Source organism: Streptomyces gobiensis (assembly GCF_021216675.1).
Lineage (GTDB): Bacteria > Actinomycetota > Actinomycetes > Streptomycetales > Streptomycetaceae > Streptomyces > Streptomyces gobiensis.
In genome coordinates, this window is the sequence record NZ_CP086120.1 from 4,891,658 (window position 1) to 4,907,254 (window position 15,597).

The window sequence follows — 15,597 nt, forward strand, 5'->3', positions numbered from 1 at the left end:
CCTAACCGCAGCGGCTGTGCCACCGGACACCTAAGGGTTGTCCCGTAATCCCCGGTGGACCAGCGAGCGGCGTCAGATGCGGTCAATCGCAAGGCAGCGAAGCGTTCTCATAGTGGGCCTATTCGGACGTTTCGCTAACGCCGCGAGTGGCCGTAGCTGGCGTCGGGAGCCCGCCGGGGATTACGGGACAGCCCTTAGTCCCGGTGGCTCCCCCTGAACCGGGAGCGGATGTCCTCGGGCGGCAGGAACTTCGCCCAGCGCTCCGGGAACTCCGCAGGCTGCCCGGACAGCCCGCCCCCGCTGCCCCCGTCGCCCTCGTAGTCGTCATCGTCGTCCTCATCGCTCTCGTTCTTCTCGCCCCCCTCGTCCTCGCTCTCCGCCGATTCCCTCCTCGCCCGCCGGGCCGCCGCGGCGGCGACCACCTCGGCGGCCTCCTCCTCACGGGCCCGGTCCTTGGCACGCCGCGCCGCCGCGGTGGCCACCGAGGGCCAGACCCGGTCGAAGGCGGCGTTGACGGCGGCCCCCACCAGCACCGCGAAGGCGGAGACGAAAATCCACAGCAGTACGGCGACCGGGGCGGCGAGCGACCCGTAGATGGTGGGTCCTGCCACCGTGCCGGAGAGGAAGACCCGCAGCAGGAAACTGCCGCCCAGCCACATCAGCAGGGCGACCAGGGCGCCGGGGATGTCCTCGCGCCATGGCGAACGGACCGGGACGGAGACATGGAAGAGCGTGGTCAGAAAGGCGATGGACAGCACCACGACCACCGGCCAGTAGAAGACCGTGACCGCCACCTCCAACTGCGGCACCCAGCCGATGACCACATTCGGCCCGACCACCATCAGCGGCAGCGCGATCGCACCGATGAGCAGCGCGATGATGTAGAGGAGAAAGGCCAGCAGCCGGGTCTTGACGATGCCGCGCTGCCCGTCCAGGCCGTACATCACGGTGATGGTGTCGATGAAGACGTTCACCGCGCGGGAGCCGGACCACAGGGCGAGCGCGAAGCCGACGGAGATGATGTCCGGGCGCCCGCCCTTGATGACATCGTCAATCAGCGGGACCGCGATCTGTTTCACACCACGCTCGGAGAGCACCGTCCCGGACGCGTCAAGGATGTTCCCGCGGACGCTGGCGATGGTGTCGGTGCCGATCCAGGCATCCAGATAGCCCAGCAGGCCGATCAGCCCGAGGAGCAGCGGCGGCAGGGACAGCAGCGTAAAGAACGCCGCCTCGGCCGCCAGGCCCAGAATGCGGTATTCGATACAGGAGTTGACCGTGTCTTTCAGCAGCAGCCAGGCGAGTTTCCTTTTGGGAATGTTCCGGTAGAGACGGCTGGTCCTGGTCCGCCGGTCCGACGGCCGACTCGATGGTGAGGAGGCTGCTTGCACCCTACTAACGTATATGGTGACGTGCTGGTCACCTCCGGCCTAGGGTGAGAGCATGCCACCCTCGACACATATCGTGATCAACCAGCCCCCGCCGCTGGTGGACTACGACGTTTTCGCCGCGGACGCCGCTCTCACCGCAGCGGTGGAGCGCTACGTCGCCCCGGAGCGGGCCGCGGAGGCACACGAAGAGCTGACCGCCCTGGGCCGGGTGGCCGGATCGGCCGAGGCACAGAAGTGGGGCGTGCAGGCGAACGAGAATCCGCCGGTGCTGCACACCCATGACCGCTATGGGCATCGCATCGATGAGGTGGAGTTCCATCCCGCCTGGCATCAGCTGCTCGACCGGGCGGTCTCGGCGGGCCTGACTGACGCCTGGTCACGGCCGGACGGCCAGCTGCGCCGCACGGCGTCGTTCTACGTATGGACCCAGGTGGAGGCCGGGCACGGCTGCCCGCTGTCCATGACCCATGCGGCGGTGCCCGCGCTGCGGGCCCAGCCGGAGCTGGCCGCCGAGTGGGAGCCCCGGCTGACCTCAAGGGTCTACGAGCCGGGGCTGCGCCCCGCCGCCGACAAAGCGGGCGCGCTGGCCGGGATGGGGATGACGGAGAAGCAGGGCGGGTCCGATGTACGGGCCAATACGACCCGTGCGGAACCGCTCGCCGAGGACGGGGCCTATGCGCTGACGGGCCATAAGTGGTTCTGCTCGGCACCGATGTCGGACGTTTTCCTGGTGCTGGCCCAGGCCGTCCCCGGCACGGGGGGAGGGGGCCTGACCTGCTTCCTGGTCCCCCGGGTGATGCCGGACGGTACCCATAACTCCTTCCGTATCCAGCGGCTCAAGGACAAGCTGGGCAACCGCTCGAACGCCTCCAGCGAGGTGGAGTTCGACGGCTCGACCTGGGCGCAGCGGGTGGGCGAGGAGGGGCGCGGGGTCGCCACCATCATCGAGATGGTCGCGGCGACCCGGCTGGACTGCGTCACCGGCTCGGCGGCCCTGATGCGCCAGGCCGTAGCCCAGGCGACCCACCACGCGGCATACCGGAGCGCGTTCGGCGGCCCCCTGATCGACAAGCCGCTGATGCGCAACGTACTGGCGGATCTGGCCCTGGAGTCGGAGGCGGCCACCACGCTGGCGCTGCGGCTCGCCGCAGCGTATGACTCCACAGCCGAGCAGGACCGGTACTTCCTGCGGCTGGCCGTGCCGGCCGCCAAGTACTGGGTCACCAAGCGCGCCACCCCGGTGACCGCCGAGGCCCTGGAGTGCCTGGGCGGCAACGGCTATGTCGAGGAGTCCGGCATGCCCCGGCTGCTCCGGGAGTCGCCGCTCAACTCCATCTGGGAGGGCTCCGGCAATGTCCAGGCCCTCGATGTCCTGCGTGCTCTGCAACGTGAGCCCGCGGCCCTGGACGCCTTCCTGAGCGAGATCGGCCAGGCCCGTGGCGCCGACCACCGACTGGACGGCGCCATCAAGGACTTGCTGACGGACCTGGCCGACCTGGACGGCATCGAGGCCCGTGCCCGCCGGCTGGTCGAGCGCATGGCGCTGGTCCTGCAGGGCTCACTGCTGGTGCGGCACGCTCCGCCAGGGGTCGCCGACGCCTTCTGCGCCTCGCGCCTGGGCGGCGACTGGGGCACCGCCTTCGGAACCCTGCCGCACACCCTGGATCTGGCAGGCATCGTCGACCGTGCCCGCCCGGTGCTCGGTTAGGGAACGGGCGTCCGGGCGCCGCGGCCGACGTGCGGTCACCGTCCTCTCCGGGGACGATGGAGGCCAGCGCATGAGCCATCCAGCAGGCGGAGGTCAACGATTGGGTACGCAGTCCGGCAACCGGCCCCACCGTCCCGCCCCGGCCGACGGCATCACCTGGGAGCCCAGCGAACGCTGGGTGCGCGGGACGAAGGGGGATGTCACTGTCGTCGACAGCCGACGGCCCATCCTGGTGTGGGAACGCGGCCGGCCCGTGCCGCTCTACGCCTTCCCGGCGGACGACGTCCGTACGGACGTGCTGCGGAAGGCGGCGAAGCCCGCGACCGGGCGTCACTCGGGTTCAACGGTTTTCTACGACCTTGAGCTCGGGGGCGAGGTCATCGAGAACGCGGCGTGGACCTTCCCCGGCGAGCAGCTCGCCGGGTACATCGCCTTCGAGTGGTTCGGGCGGAATGTGCTTGACCACTGGTACGAGGAGGAGGCGGAGATCTTCGTACATCCCCGAGACCCGCACAAGCGGGTCGACGCGATTCCCAGCAGCCGGCACGTCCAGGTCGAGATCGAGGGCACGGTCGTCGCTGACACCCGCGCACCGGTGCTCCTCTTTGAGACAGGGCTCCCGGTCCGCTACTACCTCCCTCGTGACGACGTCCGGTTCCATCTGCTCGCCCCCACCGATCTGCGCACCCAGTGCCCGTACAAGGGCACGGCGGCGGAGTACTGGTCGTGGGAGGGCGGCGGCGGCGATGTTCCGCCGAACGTAGCCTGGAGCTACCCCGATCCCCTCCCGGCCGTGCAGGAGATCAGGGGCATGGTGGCCTTCTACAACGAGGCGGTCGACATCATCGTCGACGGGGAACGGCTGGAGCGCCCGGTCACCCATTTCAGCCGCTCCCGGTGAAAAACCCGGGGTCGCCCGGGCCTCACCGCAGCTGGTCCCGCCACGGCGGGTTCGCTCCCCGTACCGCGCAGGTGGCGGCCGCCACCCGGGCGCCGAAGGTGAGCGCGGCACGCAGCCGGTCCGTATCCAGGGCTTCGAGGCGGCCGCCGAGGGCGGCGCCCTGGTGCAGGGCGTGCAGGAAGCCCGCCATAAAGGAGTCGCCCGCGCCGACGGTGTCGACGACGGTGGTCGGCGGGGCGGCGATCCGCAGCCGTTCCCCGTTCAGTGAGGCGAAGACCCCTTCGCCGCCCAGGGTGACGACGACCAGCTGGGCGCCGTGACCGTGGAACTCGTCGGCGGCGCGCTCCAGCTCCGCCCCGGGCAGCAGATGTCCGAGGTCATCGTCGGAGAGCCGCAGGATGTCAGCCGCCGCGCACCACCGCGGGAGCCGTGCCCGGTATGCGGCGGGGTCGACGAGCAGCGGCCGGACATTGGGGTCGAGGGATACGGTCGCCCGGGGCCGCGCCTGGGTGAGCAGCCGTTCGATGGCTGCGCCGCCCGGTGGCCGGATCAGCGCGAGCGAGCCGGTGTGCAGACAGGCCATGGAGCCGCCGGTGGCCACCGCCAGCTCGTCGGGCGTCCACTGCCAGTCGGCGGCGCCCTCGGCATGGAAGGAGTAGTCGGCGCGCCCCTCGGTATCGAGATCGGCGACGGCGAGGGTGCTGGATTCCCGGGCGGAGACGGCCGATCCGAGATCCACCCCGGACTGGGCCAAGTGCTCACGGAAGAGCCGCCCGAACACATCGGAGGACAGCCGCCCGAGAAACCGGGTGGGCGTGCCGAGCCGGGCCAGCGCCACGGCCGTATTGGCGGGGCCGCCGCCGGGCAGCACCTCAAGGCCGATGGCGGGCGTGCCGGAGCCCCCGGCCGCCGGGGTGACAAAGGCGTCGGCGACACATTCACCGAGCACGGCGATGGGAGCGGCGGGATCGGGTCGGCTGCTCACGGTCATGTACGGGCCTTTCCTTGGACGAGGACCGGGCGAACAACGCCCCCACTAGCACCCAGTTTCGGGCAGGGGCCGGTCCGGAGAGAGCACGCCTGACAGCCAGGTGGGGACGCCGCCCAGGAGGCGGAACAGTCGCTGGGCCTCCGCCCGCAGCCGCCCCGCCTCCGGCTCCCCCTGGACGCCCGCCAGCGCCACCAGCGCGGGAGCCATGCCCACCAGGAAGCCCAGCTCCTCCCGCAGCCGCAGCGACTCCGTAAACCCGTGCCGGGCCTCGGTCAGCTCCCCGTCGCGCAGCGCGAGACCGGCCAGATGCCGCCAGGTGAAGGAGGACAGCAGCGCGTCCCCATGCGCGGACGCACCCGCGTGCGCGCGGCGGTAGGCGGCCCGCGCCGCCTGCGGATTGTCGGCCAAGTGCTCAGCCAGCAGCCCCCGCCGGAAGTCCAGCACCGACCGCACCGGCGAGTTGGGCGGCAACAGCGCCGCAGCCCGGCCCAGCGCGGCCCGCGCCTCGTCCGCCCGGTCCCGTACCCCCAGCACCGTGGCGGCGTAGGCGAGCTGACCCCGCTCACAGGCGGCCGCGCCCCGCACCACATCGTCCACGGCCAGCGCCTCCGCGCTGCGCAGCGCGTCCTCGGCCTCGGCCCAGCCCCCGGCAGTGAACATGCACCGTTCCACCAGCAGCGCCGCCCGCCGCACCGCCACTGCCGCGTCCTGCTCGGCGCGGGGGGCGATGAGCGCCGCAGCGTCATCCCAGCAGCCCCGAGAACGCAGTCGCCACACCGCACGGTCGCGTGGATCATCCCCCTCACCATGATCCAGCCGTACCGAACGAGACATGGCGGATTCCGCCACAGTGCCCTCCCCAAGCGCGCCGTCGAGCCGGATGTGATCGCATCTCAGCACGGATTGGGGTGATCAGCCAAGGGGCAGGTGTGAATCAGTTCACAAAGTCTGCCGGGTCCGCTTCCGCGGCATCCGCGGCTTCCGCGGACACGATCGCGGTCCCAGCGATGCGCGCGGCAGGGGCGACGGATCGTCGTCTATAGCCTGCACGACGATCCGTCGCCCCTCTATGACACCTGAACTGACATCTGACCTGACAGCTGATCTGTTCAGGTCCGTTCAGGATCCGTCGATGGCGGTCAGTGCGCCGCCGTGGTAGCGGACGCCGGCGTTCCAGAGCAGAAAGGACTTGATTCCGTTGTCCGCGGCGCCCCGTATCTGGGCGGCCACCTCCTTGTTTCCGTAGGAGACCCCCAGAGAGAAGTCCTGGATCCACGGGACGATCTCCGCGCTGGTGTTCTTCGTCTGCTTCGCGAAGTCGGCCAGCGACCGCTTGGTGATGTCGTACGGCTGGGAGTTGGGGTTCTTCACTCCGTACTCACCGGGGTTCCAGTGCGAGGGATAGATCATCGGGGCGATGTAGTCGCAGGCCTGGGCCATCTTGTCGATGTCCTGCCCGATCTCGCGGGGCCGGGTGGTGGCGATGCCGTACACCGACACGCCGAGGAAGGCGCCGTGCTTTCGGACCACGGGGCGGGTCTCGGCGACGAGTTCGGCGATGGAGTCCTCCGGTGAGGTGTCGCCCAGGCCGGGGAAGGACAGCTCGCTCAGCTTGCCGTCGGGGCGGCGGATGTAGTCGTAGAGGATGTCGTCAAAGCCGAGTTCGGCGGCCTCGGCCGCCAGGTCGAGGTGGTACTGGCGCACCTCCTTGTTGGCGAAGTTGGTGAAGGACATCGCACCGTAGTTGGTCGTGGCGCCGTACGGCTGGCCGCTGGTGGTCTGGACGACCCGGTCCCGTTTCCCCTCCTTCCATGACGCGGAGGCCAGGATCGGGTCGCGGAAGGCGACTATGCGTCCGACGACCTTGCCTCCCTCGTCATGGATCTTCTTGATGGCCTTCTTGGCGTCGTAGTACCCCTTCGCCGCTCCAATCTTCTTGGCCAGCGGTACCTGTGACTTATAGCCGATCTCGCCCAGCTCATCCTTGATGTCCAGCTGCACCGCGTTGAGCTTGCCTTCCCGCAGCAGCTTCAGCACGGGCTTGCGCAGCTGGTCGGAGGCCCAGCCGTGGGAGCTGACATGCGCTGCCCGCAGCAGCGGCCGCCGTACGGTGACCGGCACTTCGTGCTTGGCGGCGTTCCCGGCCTCATCGGTAGCGACAACCGGGACCTGTGCGGACGGTTCCTTCAGCTTGACGGAGAAGGTCCCGTCCGGGCCCAGCTCCACCGGCTTTCCGTTGACGGTCACCTTGGCGGCATCCTTCGCCGTCCCCTTGATGGTGGCCGGCGCGTTCAGGCTGTTGGCCTCGACATCGGCCACCTTGAGGACCGGCGCTGTGGTGTCCACGGTGAAGCGGCGGCTCAGCTCGCCGGAACCGAAGGGGGACCGGCCGTCCTTGGCTACCCGCAGCTCATAGTCACCGTCCTTCAGGGGGCCGTGCTTGAGCACCAGTTCACCGTTGACCGACCGGGTCTTGACCGGCTCCCCGTTCAGTCGGACCTGCGCGTTCTTCAGCGCGGAGTCCTCCGACGCGGTAACGACCAGACCGCTGCCGCTACCGCTCGCCGCCTGGGCGTTCAGTACCCCGCTGTCCGGGAGGCCGCGCACCTGGAATCCGGGGTCGTTCGCGGCCCGTACCACGAGCACGGCGCCGACAGCCACTGCCACGGCCAGCACACAGGCCAGAAGGGTGATGATCAGTCTTCGAGGGGAGTGTGTCCGAGAGGAATCCGGGTCCTTCCAGCCGAGCCGCATTGGCACGTCCCCTTTCAGGAGGTCTTGTGCGTCGCTGTCTTCTTTCCATCGCTGCGCTGTCCGTGGCGACCTTGGCGGTCTCCTGTGCCGACTCGGCAGGTGATACGTCCGAGGACGCGGTCCCGCAGACACCCAGTTCTGGGCAGGCTTCCCGCTCAGCACCCTCGAAATTCCCCTCGAAGCCCCCGCATCCGTCCAGCGTGAAGGCCAACGAACTGGCCTCGGTACCTGTGCTGATGTACCACCAGGTCATCAAAAATCCGGGCAGCGTCTACGACCGCACTCCCAAGGACTTCCGGGCCGAGCTCGAACGGCTCGCCCGGGAGGGCTATGTGCCCGTCACCGCCGCCGAGTACAGCACCGGAAAGCTGGACATTCCGGCAGGAACCCACCCTGTCGTCCTCACCTTCGACGACTCCACCGCCAGTCAGCTGAAGCTCGGCTCCGACGGTGAGCCCGTCGATGACTGCGCCGTCGGCATCCTGCTGGATGTCGCCAAGAAGCACCCGGAGTTCCGCCCCGTCGCCACCTTCTTCGTCAACGGTGAGCCGTTCTCGGGAACCGGAGGCGACAAGGCGCTCGGCTGGCTGCACAAGAACGGCTTCGAGATCGGCAACCACACCCTGAATCACGCCAAGCTCAGCGGCCTTCCGGCAGCCGGTGTCCAGCGGGAGATCTCGGCCAACCAGAAGGCCATCACCGCCCACGCGCCGGGTACCAAGGTGGTCTCCATGGGCCTGCCCTTCGGCATTCAGCCCGACCCGGCCGGACTCGCCCTCAGCGGCAGCAGTGCGGGCGTCTCCTACAAACACCATGGTGCCTACCTCGTGGGCTCCAACCCGGCCCCCTCCCCGTACGCCACCTCCTTCGACCCGGTCGGCATCCCCCGTATCCGCTCGGCCGGTCCCGATGATGAGGACGCCGAGTTCGGCTCGTCCCGCTGGCTCGACAAGCTCGCCGACGGCACGGTGTCCCGCTACACCTCCGATGGCGACCCGGACCGCATCTCCTACCCGAAGTCGTCCACGGCCGAGCTCTCGAAGAAACACCGCGACCGGGGCCGGGCCTACTGACGGCTGCCTGACGGTTGCCTGACAGCTGCGCCGAGCCTGGCCACCCGCGTGATCCGGCCATGACCTGACCGGGCTCGGCGTCACCTTGACGGCGGTAGCTGCCGTTGTGGTCGCGGTCCTCGCTGAGCTGGGGTTACCGGCCTTCGACGGATGTTCTGGCGCCAATCTCGTGGGTCCCGGTTGTTCTGGCGGTGGGATGCGGTCAGAGTGCTGGTCACGTACGTCCAGTCACTCCCACCCCCAGGGTTTCCGGAGGCTCCATGCGTATACGCCGTACGGTCGTCGTCACCGCCCTGACCGCGCTCGGCTTCTCCCTCCTGCCGTCCGCCGCCCCAACGGTCGCCGCCACGGCCGGGCATCGGCCACCCGCGAAGGCACCGGTAGCCACCGGCTACGGGGGCGCGGTCTCCAGCGTCAACCCCTATGCCTCGCGGGCCGGGCTGGATGTGCTGCGCGGGGGCGGCAACGCGGTTGACGCGGCCGTGGCCACCGCCGCCGCGCTCGGGGTGGTCGAGCCGTACTCGGCGGGTATCGGAGGCGGCGGCTATCTGGTGCACTACGAGGCGAAGTCAGGCCGGGTGCACACGCTTGACGGCCGGGAGACCGCACCGGCTGCCATGGCGCGGGACGCGTTCATCGACCCCGCCACGGGCAAGCCGATTCCCTTCGACGAGGCCGTCAACTCGGGCCTCGCCGTGGGTGTTCCGGGGACCCCCGCCACCTGGGAGAAGGCTCTTGATGACTGGGGAACGGTGCCGCTGGCCACGGCGCTGCGCCCAGCCACCCGGATCGCTCGGCGCGGCTTCATCGTCAATGAGGAGTTCCGCGCGCAGACAAAGCTGAATGAGGACCGCTTCCGGGACTTCACCTCCACTGCGGAGCTGTTCCTGCCCGGCGGCGAACTGCCGGTGGTCGGCTCCCGGTTCCGCAATCCGGACCTGGCCCGCACCTACCGGCAGCTCGCCAGGGAAGGGGTTGACGCGCTCTACCAGGGGACACTGGGGCGTGACGTGGTACGGACCGTGAAGAGGCCGCCCGTCGCACCCGGTTCCGGACGGACGGTCCGGGCCGGGCTGATGGAGACCATGGATCTCGCCCGCTACGCACCGCTGCCCCAGGAACCGACCCGGGTCGACCACCGGGGCGTCGAGGTGTACTCGATGGCGCCGTCGTCCTCCGGCGGCACCACGGTGGGTGAGGCCCTGAACATCCTCCAGCAGCTCCCCGAACCAGCGGACCGCGCCCAGGCGCTGCACCAGTACCTGGAGGCGAGCCGTCTCGCCTACGCCGACCGCAACCGGTGGGTCGGCGATCCGGCGTACTCCGATGTGCCCGCCGAGGAGCTGCTCTCGCCCGAGTTCGCCAAGGAGCGGGCCTGCCTGGTCCGCCCTGACTCCGCGCTCGCCAGCCCGGTCGCACCTGCCGATCCACGGGTGCCGGGCAGCGGCTGCGAGGCGGGCGGGGGAGGCGAGGAGCCGTATGAGGGCCCCTCAACCACTCATCTGGTGACTGCCGACCGCTGGGGCAATGTCGTCTCGTACACACTCACCATCGAGCAGACCGGTGGCTCGGCCATCACCGTTCCCGGCCGCGGCTTCCTGCTCAACAACGAGCTGACGGACTTCGACTTCACGCCGCTGTCCGACGAGGTCGACGGCCCCAACCTGCCCGGCCCCGGCAAGCGGCCGCGCAGCAGCATGTCACCGACGATCGTGCTGAAGGACGGCAAGCCGCTGCTCGCGCTGGGCTCGCCGGGCGGTGCCACCATCATCACGACCGTCCTGCAGACGCTGCTGAACCGCGTCGAGTGGGGCATGGCGCTGCCGGACGCGGTGGCCGCGCCACGGCTGTCCCAGCGGAACCGGCCGAGCACCGACGCTGAGCCCGCTTTCCTCGACTCGCCCGAGCGGGCGGCGCTGGAGAGCCTGGGACACCGTTTTGTGCCGCCGCCGCGGACCTTCACTCCGGCGCCGGAGATCGGCGCCGTCACCGCCCTCGAGCTCCTCGGCAACGGCCGATTCCAGGCAGTCGCCGAGCCTGAGCGGCGGGGCGGGGGCTCGGCGATGGTGCGGTGGGAACGCCGCTGACGGTCACCAGCAACTGGTGGTTAAGTGGGGACATCGCCACCGTCCGATAATGGGCTGGTGTGCGGTGTCGCCTCCGTGGCAGGATTCACCGCGTGGGTAGTTGCGCTTAACTGACCGTGAGGATGGTACGAATGGCAGCCGGGCTCGCCGAACGGCTCAACTATCTGTTCGCGAATATGCATCCGCCCGGCTCCCCGTACACCAACGCCTATGTGGCCGAGGAGATCAGCCGCAGGACCGACGAGTACGGCGGGATCAGCCTCAGCGAGCAGTATCTGTCGATGCTGCGCAACGCCAAGCGCGCCAACCCCAGTCCGGACGTGCTGCGCGCGCTCGCCAAGTTCTTCGCCGTGCCGGTCGGATATCTGCTGGGTGATCTGTCGCAAGCACAGGCCGAGCGGGTGGAGGAGGAGGTCCAGTTCCTCGTCGCCATGCGCGATCAGCGCGTACGCGCCATCGCGCTGCGTTCTGTCGGCCTGCCGCCCGAGGTACAGGACAGCCTCACCACCATCATCAGCCAGTTCCGCGAGCAGATGAACCTTCCACCGGGCCAGCCGGACCCAGATGGTGGTGAGCTCCGTAACTGACCGCGCCTCCCGGACGAGGCGGCCTTGGACGGGGGTCTGGGCCGCCTGCGACAAGGGCGGCGCCGGGCGGCAGGCCGGCCCGGCGCCGCCCCTGCGACCCACACCCACCGGCTTCTCCCCGGCCTCTCACTGGACTCCCCCAGCTATCGCTGGGAGGTGCCCCCACGCGTACGGAGGTGCGGTGGCGACCCTCGATCCGAGCGTGTGGCTTGATCTCGCTCCCGGCCCGCTGGGATCCGGAAAAGCGAACAGCCATGTGATGCACAACCGTTCCTCCATGAGGTAGAAAGGTCTTGTGCCCGCCCGGTGTGCATCCCCCGTCGCACCGGGCGGGCCTTCGCAAGCCCGGCCCGCGCCCTGTTGTGGGCAGCCGTTCCTCCCCCAGCTACGGCTGGGGGCGCTCCCAGGCGGGAGGCGCCTCCTGGGGGGCGGCCACGTACCCGCCACCTTGAGCTTGTTGGTCTTGATGCGGCCTGCTGTTCCGTGGCAGCTAAGTTCACCGCCGTATCCACTGCTCGGACCGCATCGACCCGATAGCCTGCACGAAGATCCGCGGGATCGGGCACCTGAGAGCTGCGACTAGGGAGCAGTGGGTACGAACATGGCACGCAGGACCGTGGCTGTTTTCTCCCTGGGTGGCACGATCGCGATGACTACTGATGCTGATACAGGAGGCGTCGTACCGGCGCTGTCGGCTCAGGAGCTGCTGGCCGCCGTGCCTTCATTGTCCTCAAGCGGTATCACCTTGAAGGTCCATGACTTCCGTCGGGTTCCGGGTGCTTCCCTCACTTTCGATGATCTCACCGCGCTGTTTGAGGCGATCGACACCGAACTGGATCGCGGTGACGTCGATGGTGTGGTCATCACTCAAGGCACCGACACCATCGAAGAGACGGCCTTTCTCCTCGGCCTGTATCACCACCGTGCGCAGCCCATCGTCGTAACCGGGGCGATGCGGAACCCAACGCTTCCGGGCGCGGACGGTCCAGCCAACATCTACGCAGCCGTGCTGGCCGCCGCCGATCCTTGTCTACGTGGAGCCGGTTGTGTGGTGGTGCTAGGGGACGAGATCCACGCGGCCCGGGCGGTTCGGAAGTCCCACACAACCAGCCCTGCCGCGTTCACCTCCCCGGCATGCGGGCCTGTGGGCCGCATCACTGAGGGGCGTGTGCACCTAGCAGCGAATGTGCCGCCGCGTGCGTCAGCGATGAAGCTTCCGGCTCGAGAAGCGCGCGTGGGCCTGTACACGGTCACCCTCGGCGATGACGGTGTGCTGCTCGATCTGTGGGACGGCAGATGCGACGGGCTTGTGGTCGCGGCCTTCGGTGTTGGCCATGTGCCTGAACGCCTCGTCGAAGGGCTCACCAAGCTCGCATCCCGCGTTCCCGTAGTGCTCGCGTCCCGCATTGGCAACGGGCCCGTGCTCTCCGCCACCTACAGTTTTCCCGGTTCGGAGAAGGACTTGCTCGACCGTGGGCTCATCTGCGGGGGCGACCTCAGCCCGTACCAGGCCCGGCTCCTGCTGCATGCCCTCATTGCCCAGGGAGCCGACCAAGCGACCATCCGCGAGGCTTTCGCTGCGGCGATCAGCTGATCGGTAATCCTCTCGACGCCCCGATCATGCGCGCTCATGATGCTCGCCCAGTCGAGCATTCGGCATGACCGAAGCGGACAGAGAGGAACAAGCCTGAGTTAGGGGCTGCAGGGCGCCACTCAGCAGGCCGAGCAGCCGGTGAAAGGGCGGGCGCTCCGGTGAGAAGCCTGCTATGAGGTGAGGAGTCGGGTGAGGAAGTCCGTGTTGGCCGCGATGTCATGACCGAGCACGACGCTGTGGTGGGGGAGCTTGGCCAACGCGCCAGCGATGTGGGTGCGGGCTTCGGAGCTGCCGCCGCCGTCCACCTTCAGCAGGCCGAAGATGTCGGGGTAGCGGTCCTCGGTGCTCCCGGTCATGAAGTCGGTGTCAGCTAGCGTGCGCTGGTCATCTACTGCGACCGGGGCTGCGCCAGGGTGGATCTGCGGGAACAGCAGCGTGGAGGCCTGGCCACCGGTGGCTAGGGTGAGGCCGAACCAGGCAGCGAACTGGTCGGGAAAGACCTGGCTCTTCAGCTCCCGGGAGCCGTTCTTGTCCCACAGGGGTGTGCGCCGTCCCGCCAGGAGGGCGTCGGTCACTCGTTGATGCTGTGTTGGGTGGAGCTGTTCACCGGCCTTGATGCGGGTGCGGGCGGTGTCGTACCAGCCGAGCGCGTCCAGCAGGCCGAGCCCGATGGCCGCTGCGGCCGGCCAGGGCAGAACGTTCAGCTGGCCTGCGCTGTCGGGACGGATGAAGACGCGGTCGTTGGCCAGTAGTTCCCAGCCGCGGGTGGCCAGCGCGAGTGCGGTGGTGGTCTTGCCCGCGCCTTTGGACCCGAAGGCCAGGAGAGTCTGGTCGTCTCGCACGACGGCGGAGGCGTGCAGCAGGGTCCAGCCGGACCGCAGCAGCATGCCCCGTGCGGTGTCACGGGCGATCCGGGCAGCGGCCAGGGCTACTGGCTCAGCTGCGCATCCGGCGATGTCCAACCGGCGGGTGGCGGGCTCGTGGTGGTAGGCCAGCCCGTCATCGGGGGAGACGGCGGTGACGGTGTCATGGGTGTCGCGGGACACCAGGGTGCGGGTCCTGGCGTAGGCGGTCTCCTCATGCGGGCAGGCGCCCGGCCTGGCGAGAGGGCGAACCTGCGCCGATTCGCCTTGGAGATTCGGATTTACTCCAAGACCGTGCTTATTTACTGGAGTTCGTGCTGATAACCGGGTCGGGGACGAGGATATGCGATGGTGGCCCGCCTCCAGTGACGGAGCGGGCCACTCTCAGCGTCGTCCGTTGCGTACGTCGGCGATGAACGCGTTGAAGCGCTCGGGCCGGATCAGCAGCGCCGGACCCTGGGGGGTTTTGGAGTCGCGGATTGCGACCCCGTTGTAGGTGGTCTGAGTTAGGTCGGCGACCTCCAGGCAGTTGTTGCCGGAGCCGCTGCTGTAGGAGGACTTGAACCAGTCAGCGACACCGGCGAGGTCAGGGGCTGTGAAGGTGCGGGTGGGAGCGGTCATTCGGTGATCTCTCGCGATAGTTGTTGCAGGAACTTCGGGGTGTCCTCGGGCGGCAGGGACGATGCCACCAAGGCGTTGAACTTCCGTGAGAATTTTGCGACCTCGCGGGGTGTGTCGGAGACCGACGATGCGCCCCACGCGTTGTCCACCTGAATCGTGGTCGGCAGTGTGTCACCGAGATTCAGGATGCTGAAGTCATTTACGGCGACATACCCGCGTACGGTATGTGGGAGGACCTGCACGGTCATGTTGTCAAGTGCAGCCAGATTGGTGATCTCGTCGTACTGTTCACGCATGACGTCGGTATCGCCGACGATGTAGCGGAGCGCGGGCTCGTAGAGGATGGCCCACAGCTTGCCGGGCTCCTCATCGCGGGTGAGGTACTCCTTGCGTTTCATTCTCAGCTGTACGCCCTGCTGGATGAACTCGTTGGTGGTGTCCTCGACCTGCTTGGCGATCTCGTACAGGGCCCGTGCGTAGCGCTCGGTCTGCAGCAGGCCCAGGACCACCACCGGATGGAAGGCCTGGATCTCCTGGGCTGCGGACTCAATACCGACGAAGCGCGGCATGCCAGAAGGCATGGACCCTTTGAACTGGGTCCACCACTCCCGGCTGGAGCCTTCGCGCTGGATTGCCAGTAGCCGGTCGACGCTCTCCTCGTCTGTGATCCCGTACCGGGCGAGCAGTTTGCGCAAGTCGGCGCCTGACCGACTGCACCGAGCGCCAGTCGCTGGTTACCCAGACGCAGCTGTTGGATCGGGCAGCCGAGACGGAGGAGAGTCGGTGACCGCCCGGCACTGTCGCCCACGCATTCCTGACTCGGGCGGCGTCCTTGCCGGGATCGCTCTGGCCACCGCGAACCTCCTCGATTTCGGTGCCCAGGTGTATGCAGCCGAGGCCTCGTTCGCGGACAAGGTGGCTACCGCGACCCTGCTCCTGCGGGCGTTCTTGCCCGTTCAGGTCAGCAGCATGCCCACGATCCGCCACAGGTGGACAGGGGTGGCGCTGCGGTGCTGCGGCTGAACCG

The 15,597-nt window shown here is 68.6% G+C and carries 14 protein-coding genes; 7 read left to right on the forward strand and 7 right to left on the reverse strand.

From position 1 onward, the window contains the following. Positions 1 to 194: 194 nt before the first annotated feature. A complete protein-coding gene (locus test1122_RS22715) occupies positions 195 to 1,391 on the reverse strand; it encodes a YihY/virulence factor BrkB family protein (RefSeq protein WP_232271021.1) in 1,197 nt (398 codons plus the stop codon). A gap of 52 nt (positions 1,392 to 1,443) precedes the next feature. Here test1122_RS22715 and test1122_RS22720 point away from each other — a divergent pair, with 52 nt between their 5' ends. Together test1122_RS22720 and test1122_RS22725 are read left to right on the forward strand one after the other, a co-directional pair. Beyond that, the gene (locus tag test1122_RS22720; RefSeq protein ID WP_232271022.1) at positions 1,444 to 3,099 is read left to right on the forward strand and encodes an acyl-CoA dehydrogenase family protein; all 1,656 of its coding nucleotides are present in this window, start codon (positions 1,444 to 1,446) and stop codon (positions 3,097 to 3,099) included. Between the two features lie 100 nt (positions 3,100 to 3,199). Then, entirely contained in the window at positions 3,200 to 4,000 is an 801-nt protein-coding gene (locus test1122_RS22725) for a DUF427 domain-containing protein (RefSeq protein WP_232271023.1), read from the forward strand. Between the two features lie 22 nt (positions 4,001 to 4,022). On the opposite strand, the gene test1122_RS22730 is transcribed toward test1122_RS22725, so the two are convergent. From test1122_RS22730 to test1122_RS22740, 3 genes are all read right to left on the reverse strand, one after another. Continuing rightward, positions 4,023 to 4,991, reverse strand: a complete 969-nt coding sequence (locus test1122_RS22730) for a carbohydrate kinase family protein (RefSeq protein ID WP_232271024.1) — start codon at positions 4,989 to 4,991, stop codon at positions 4,023 to 4,025. A gap of 45 nt (positions 4,992 to 5,036) precedes the next feature. Continuing rightward, entirely contained in the window at positions 5,037 to 5,825 is a 789-nt protein-coding gene (locus tag test1122_RS22735; protein ID WP_232271025.1) for a hypothetical protein, read from the reverse strand. 285 nt (positions 5,826 to 6,110) lie between these two features. Beyond that, positions 6,111 to 7,667: a putative glycoside hydrolase gene (locus test1122_RS22740; RefSeq protein WP_232271026.1), complete on the reverse strand. Its 1,557-nt coding sequence runs from the start codon at positions 7,665 to 7,667 to the stop codon at positions 6,111 to 6,113. Positions 7,668 to 7,945: 278 nt separating this feature from the next. Here test1122_RS22740 and test1122_RS22745 point away from each other — a divergent pair, with 278 nt between their 5' ends. From test1122_RS22745 to test1122_RS22760, 4 genes are all read left to right on the forward strand, one after another. After that, positions 7,946 to 8,818, forward strand: a complete 873-nt coding sequence (locus test1122_RS22745; protein WP_232271027.1) for a polysaccharide deacetylase family protein — start codon at positions 7,946 to 7,948, stop codon at positions 8,816 to 8,818. A 260-nt stretch (positions 8,819 to 9,078) separates the two neighbouring features. Further along, positions 9,079 to 10,905, forward strand: a complete 1,827-nt coding sequence (gene ggt / locus test1122_RS22750; protein ID WP_232271028.1) for a gamma-glutamyltransferase — start codon at positions 9,079 to 9,081, stop codon at positions 10,903 to 10,905. A gap of 131 nt (positions 10,906 to 11,036) precedes the next feature. Further along, a complete protein-coding gene (locus test1122_RS22755; protein ID WP_232271029.1) occupies positions 11,037 to 11,492 on the forward strand; it encodes a helix-turn-helix domain-containing protein in 456 nt (151 codons plus the stop codon). A gap of 601 nt (positions 11,493 to 12,093) precedes the next feature. Next, positions 12,094 to 13,086 (forward strand): asparaginase, encoded by a 993-nt coding sequence (locus test1122_RS22760; RefSeq protein WP_232271030.1) that lies wholly within the window; start codon positions 12,094 to 12,096, stop codon positions 13,084 to 13,086. Positions 13,087 to 13,256: 170 nt separating this feature from the next. Here test1122_RS22760 and test1122_RS22765 read toward each other — a convergent pair whose 3' ends face one another. From test1122_RS22765 to test1122_RS22775, 3 genes are all read right to left on the reverse strand, one after another. Then, entirely contained in the window at positions 13,257 to 14,132 is an 876-nt protein-coding gene (locus tag test1122_RS22765; protein WP_338423562.1) for a hypothetical protein, read from the reverse strand. 201 nt (positions 14,133 to 14,333) lie between these two features. Beyond that, on the reverse strand, positions 14,334 to 14,570 hold the full coding sequence (locus tag test1122_RS22770) for a DUF397 domain-containing protein (protein ID WP_232271031.1): 237 nt from the start codon (positions 14,568 to 14,570) through the stop codon (positions 14,334 to 14,336). Then, entirely contained in the window at positions 14,567 to 15,265 is a 699-nt protein-coding gene (locus test1122_RS22775) for a DUF5753 domain-containing protein (RefSeq protein WP_232271032.1), read from the reverse strand. The genes test1122_RS22770 and test1122_RS22775 overlap by 4 nt, the downstream gene beginning before the upstream one ends. An 88-nt stretch (positions 15,266 to 15,353) precedes the next feature. Between test1122_RS22775 and test1122_RS22780 the strand changes: the two genes are divergently transcribed. Then, positions 15,354 to 15,593: a hypothetical protein gene (locus test1122_RS22780; RefSeq protein ID WP_232271033.1), complete on the forward strand. Its 240-nt coding sequence runs from the start codon at positions 15,354 to 15,356 to the stop codon at positions 15,591 to 15,593. Positions 15,594 to 15,597 lie beyond the last annotated feature (4 nt).

What these genes read in the sequence shown, in the direction of transcription:
- test1122_RS22755 (WP_232271029.1), top strand. Translation starts at nt 11,037, where the DNA reads ATGGCAGCCGGGCTCGCCGAACGGCTCAACTATCTGTTCGCGAATATG.
- ggt (WP_232271028.1), top strand. Translation starts at nt 9,079, where the DNA reads ATGCGTATACGCCGTACGGTCGTCGTCACCGCCCTGACCGCGCTCGGC.
- test1122_RS22760 (WP_232271030.1), top strand. Translation starts at nt 12,094, where the DNA reads ATGGCACGCAGGACCGTGGCTGTTTTCTCCCTGGGTGGCACGATCGCG.
- test1122_RS22720 (WP_232271022.1), top strand. Translation starts at nt 1,444, where the DNA reads ATGCCACCCTCGACACATATCGTGATCAACCAGCCCCCGCCGCTGGTG.
- test1122_RS22735 (WP_232271025.1), bottom strand. Translation starts at nt 5,825, where the DNA reads ATGTCTCGTTCGGTACGGCTGGATCATGGTGAGGGGGATGATCCACGC.
- test1122_RS22770 (WP_232271031.1), bottom strand. Translation starts at nt 14,570, where the DNA reads ATGACCGCTCCCACCCGCACCTTCACAGCCCCTGACCTCGCCGGTGTC.
- test1122_RS22730 (WP_232271024.1), bottom strand. Translation starts at nt 4,991, where the DNA reads ATGACCGTGAGCAGCCGACCCGATCCCGCCGCTCCCATCGCCGTGCTC.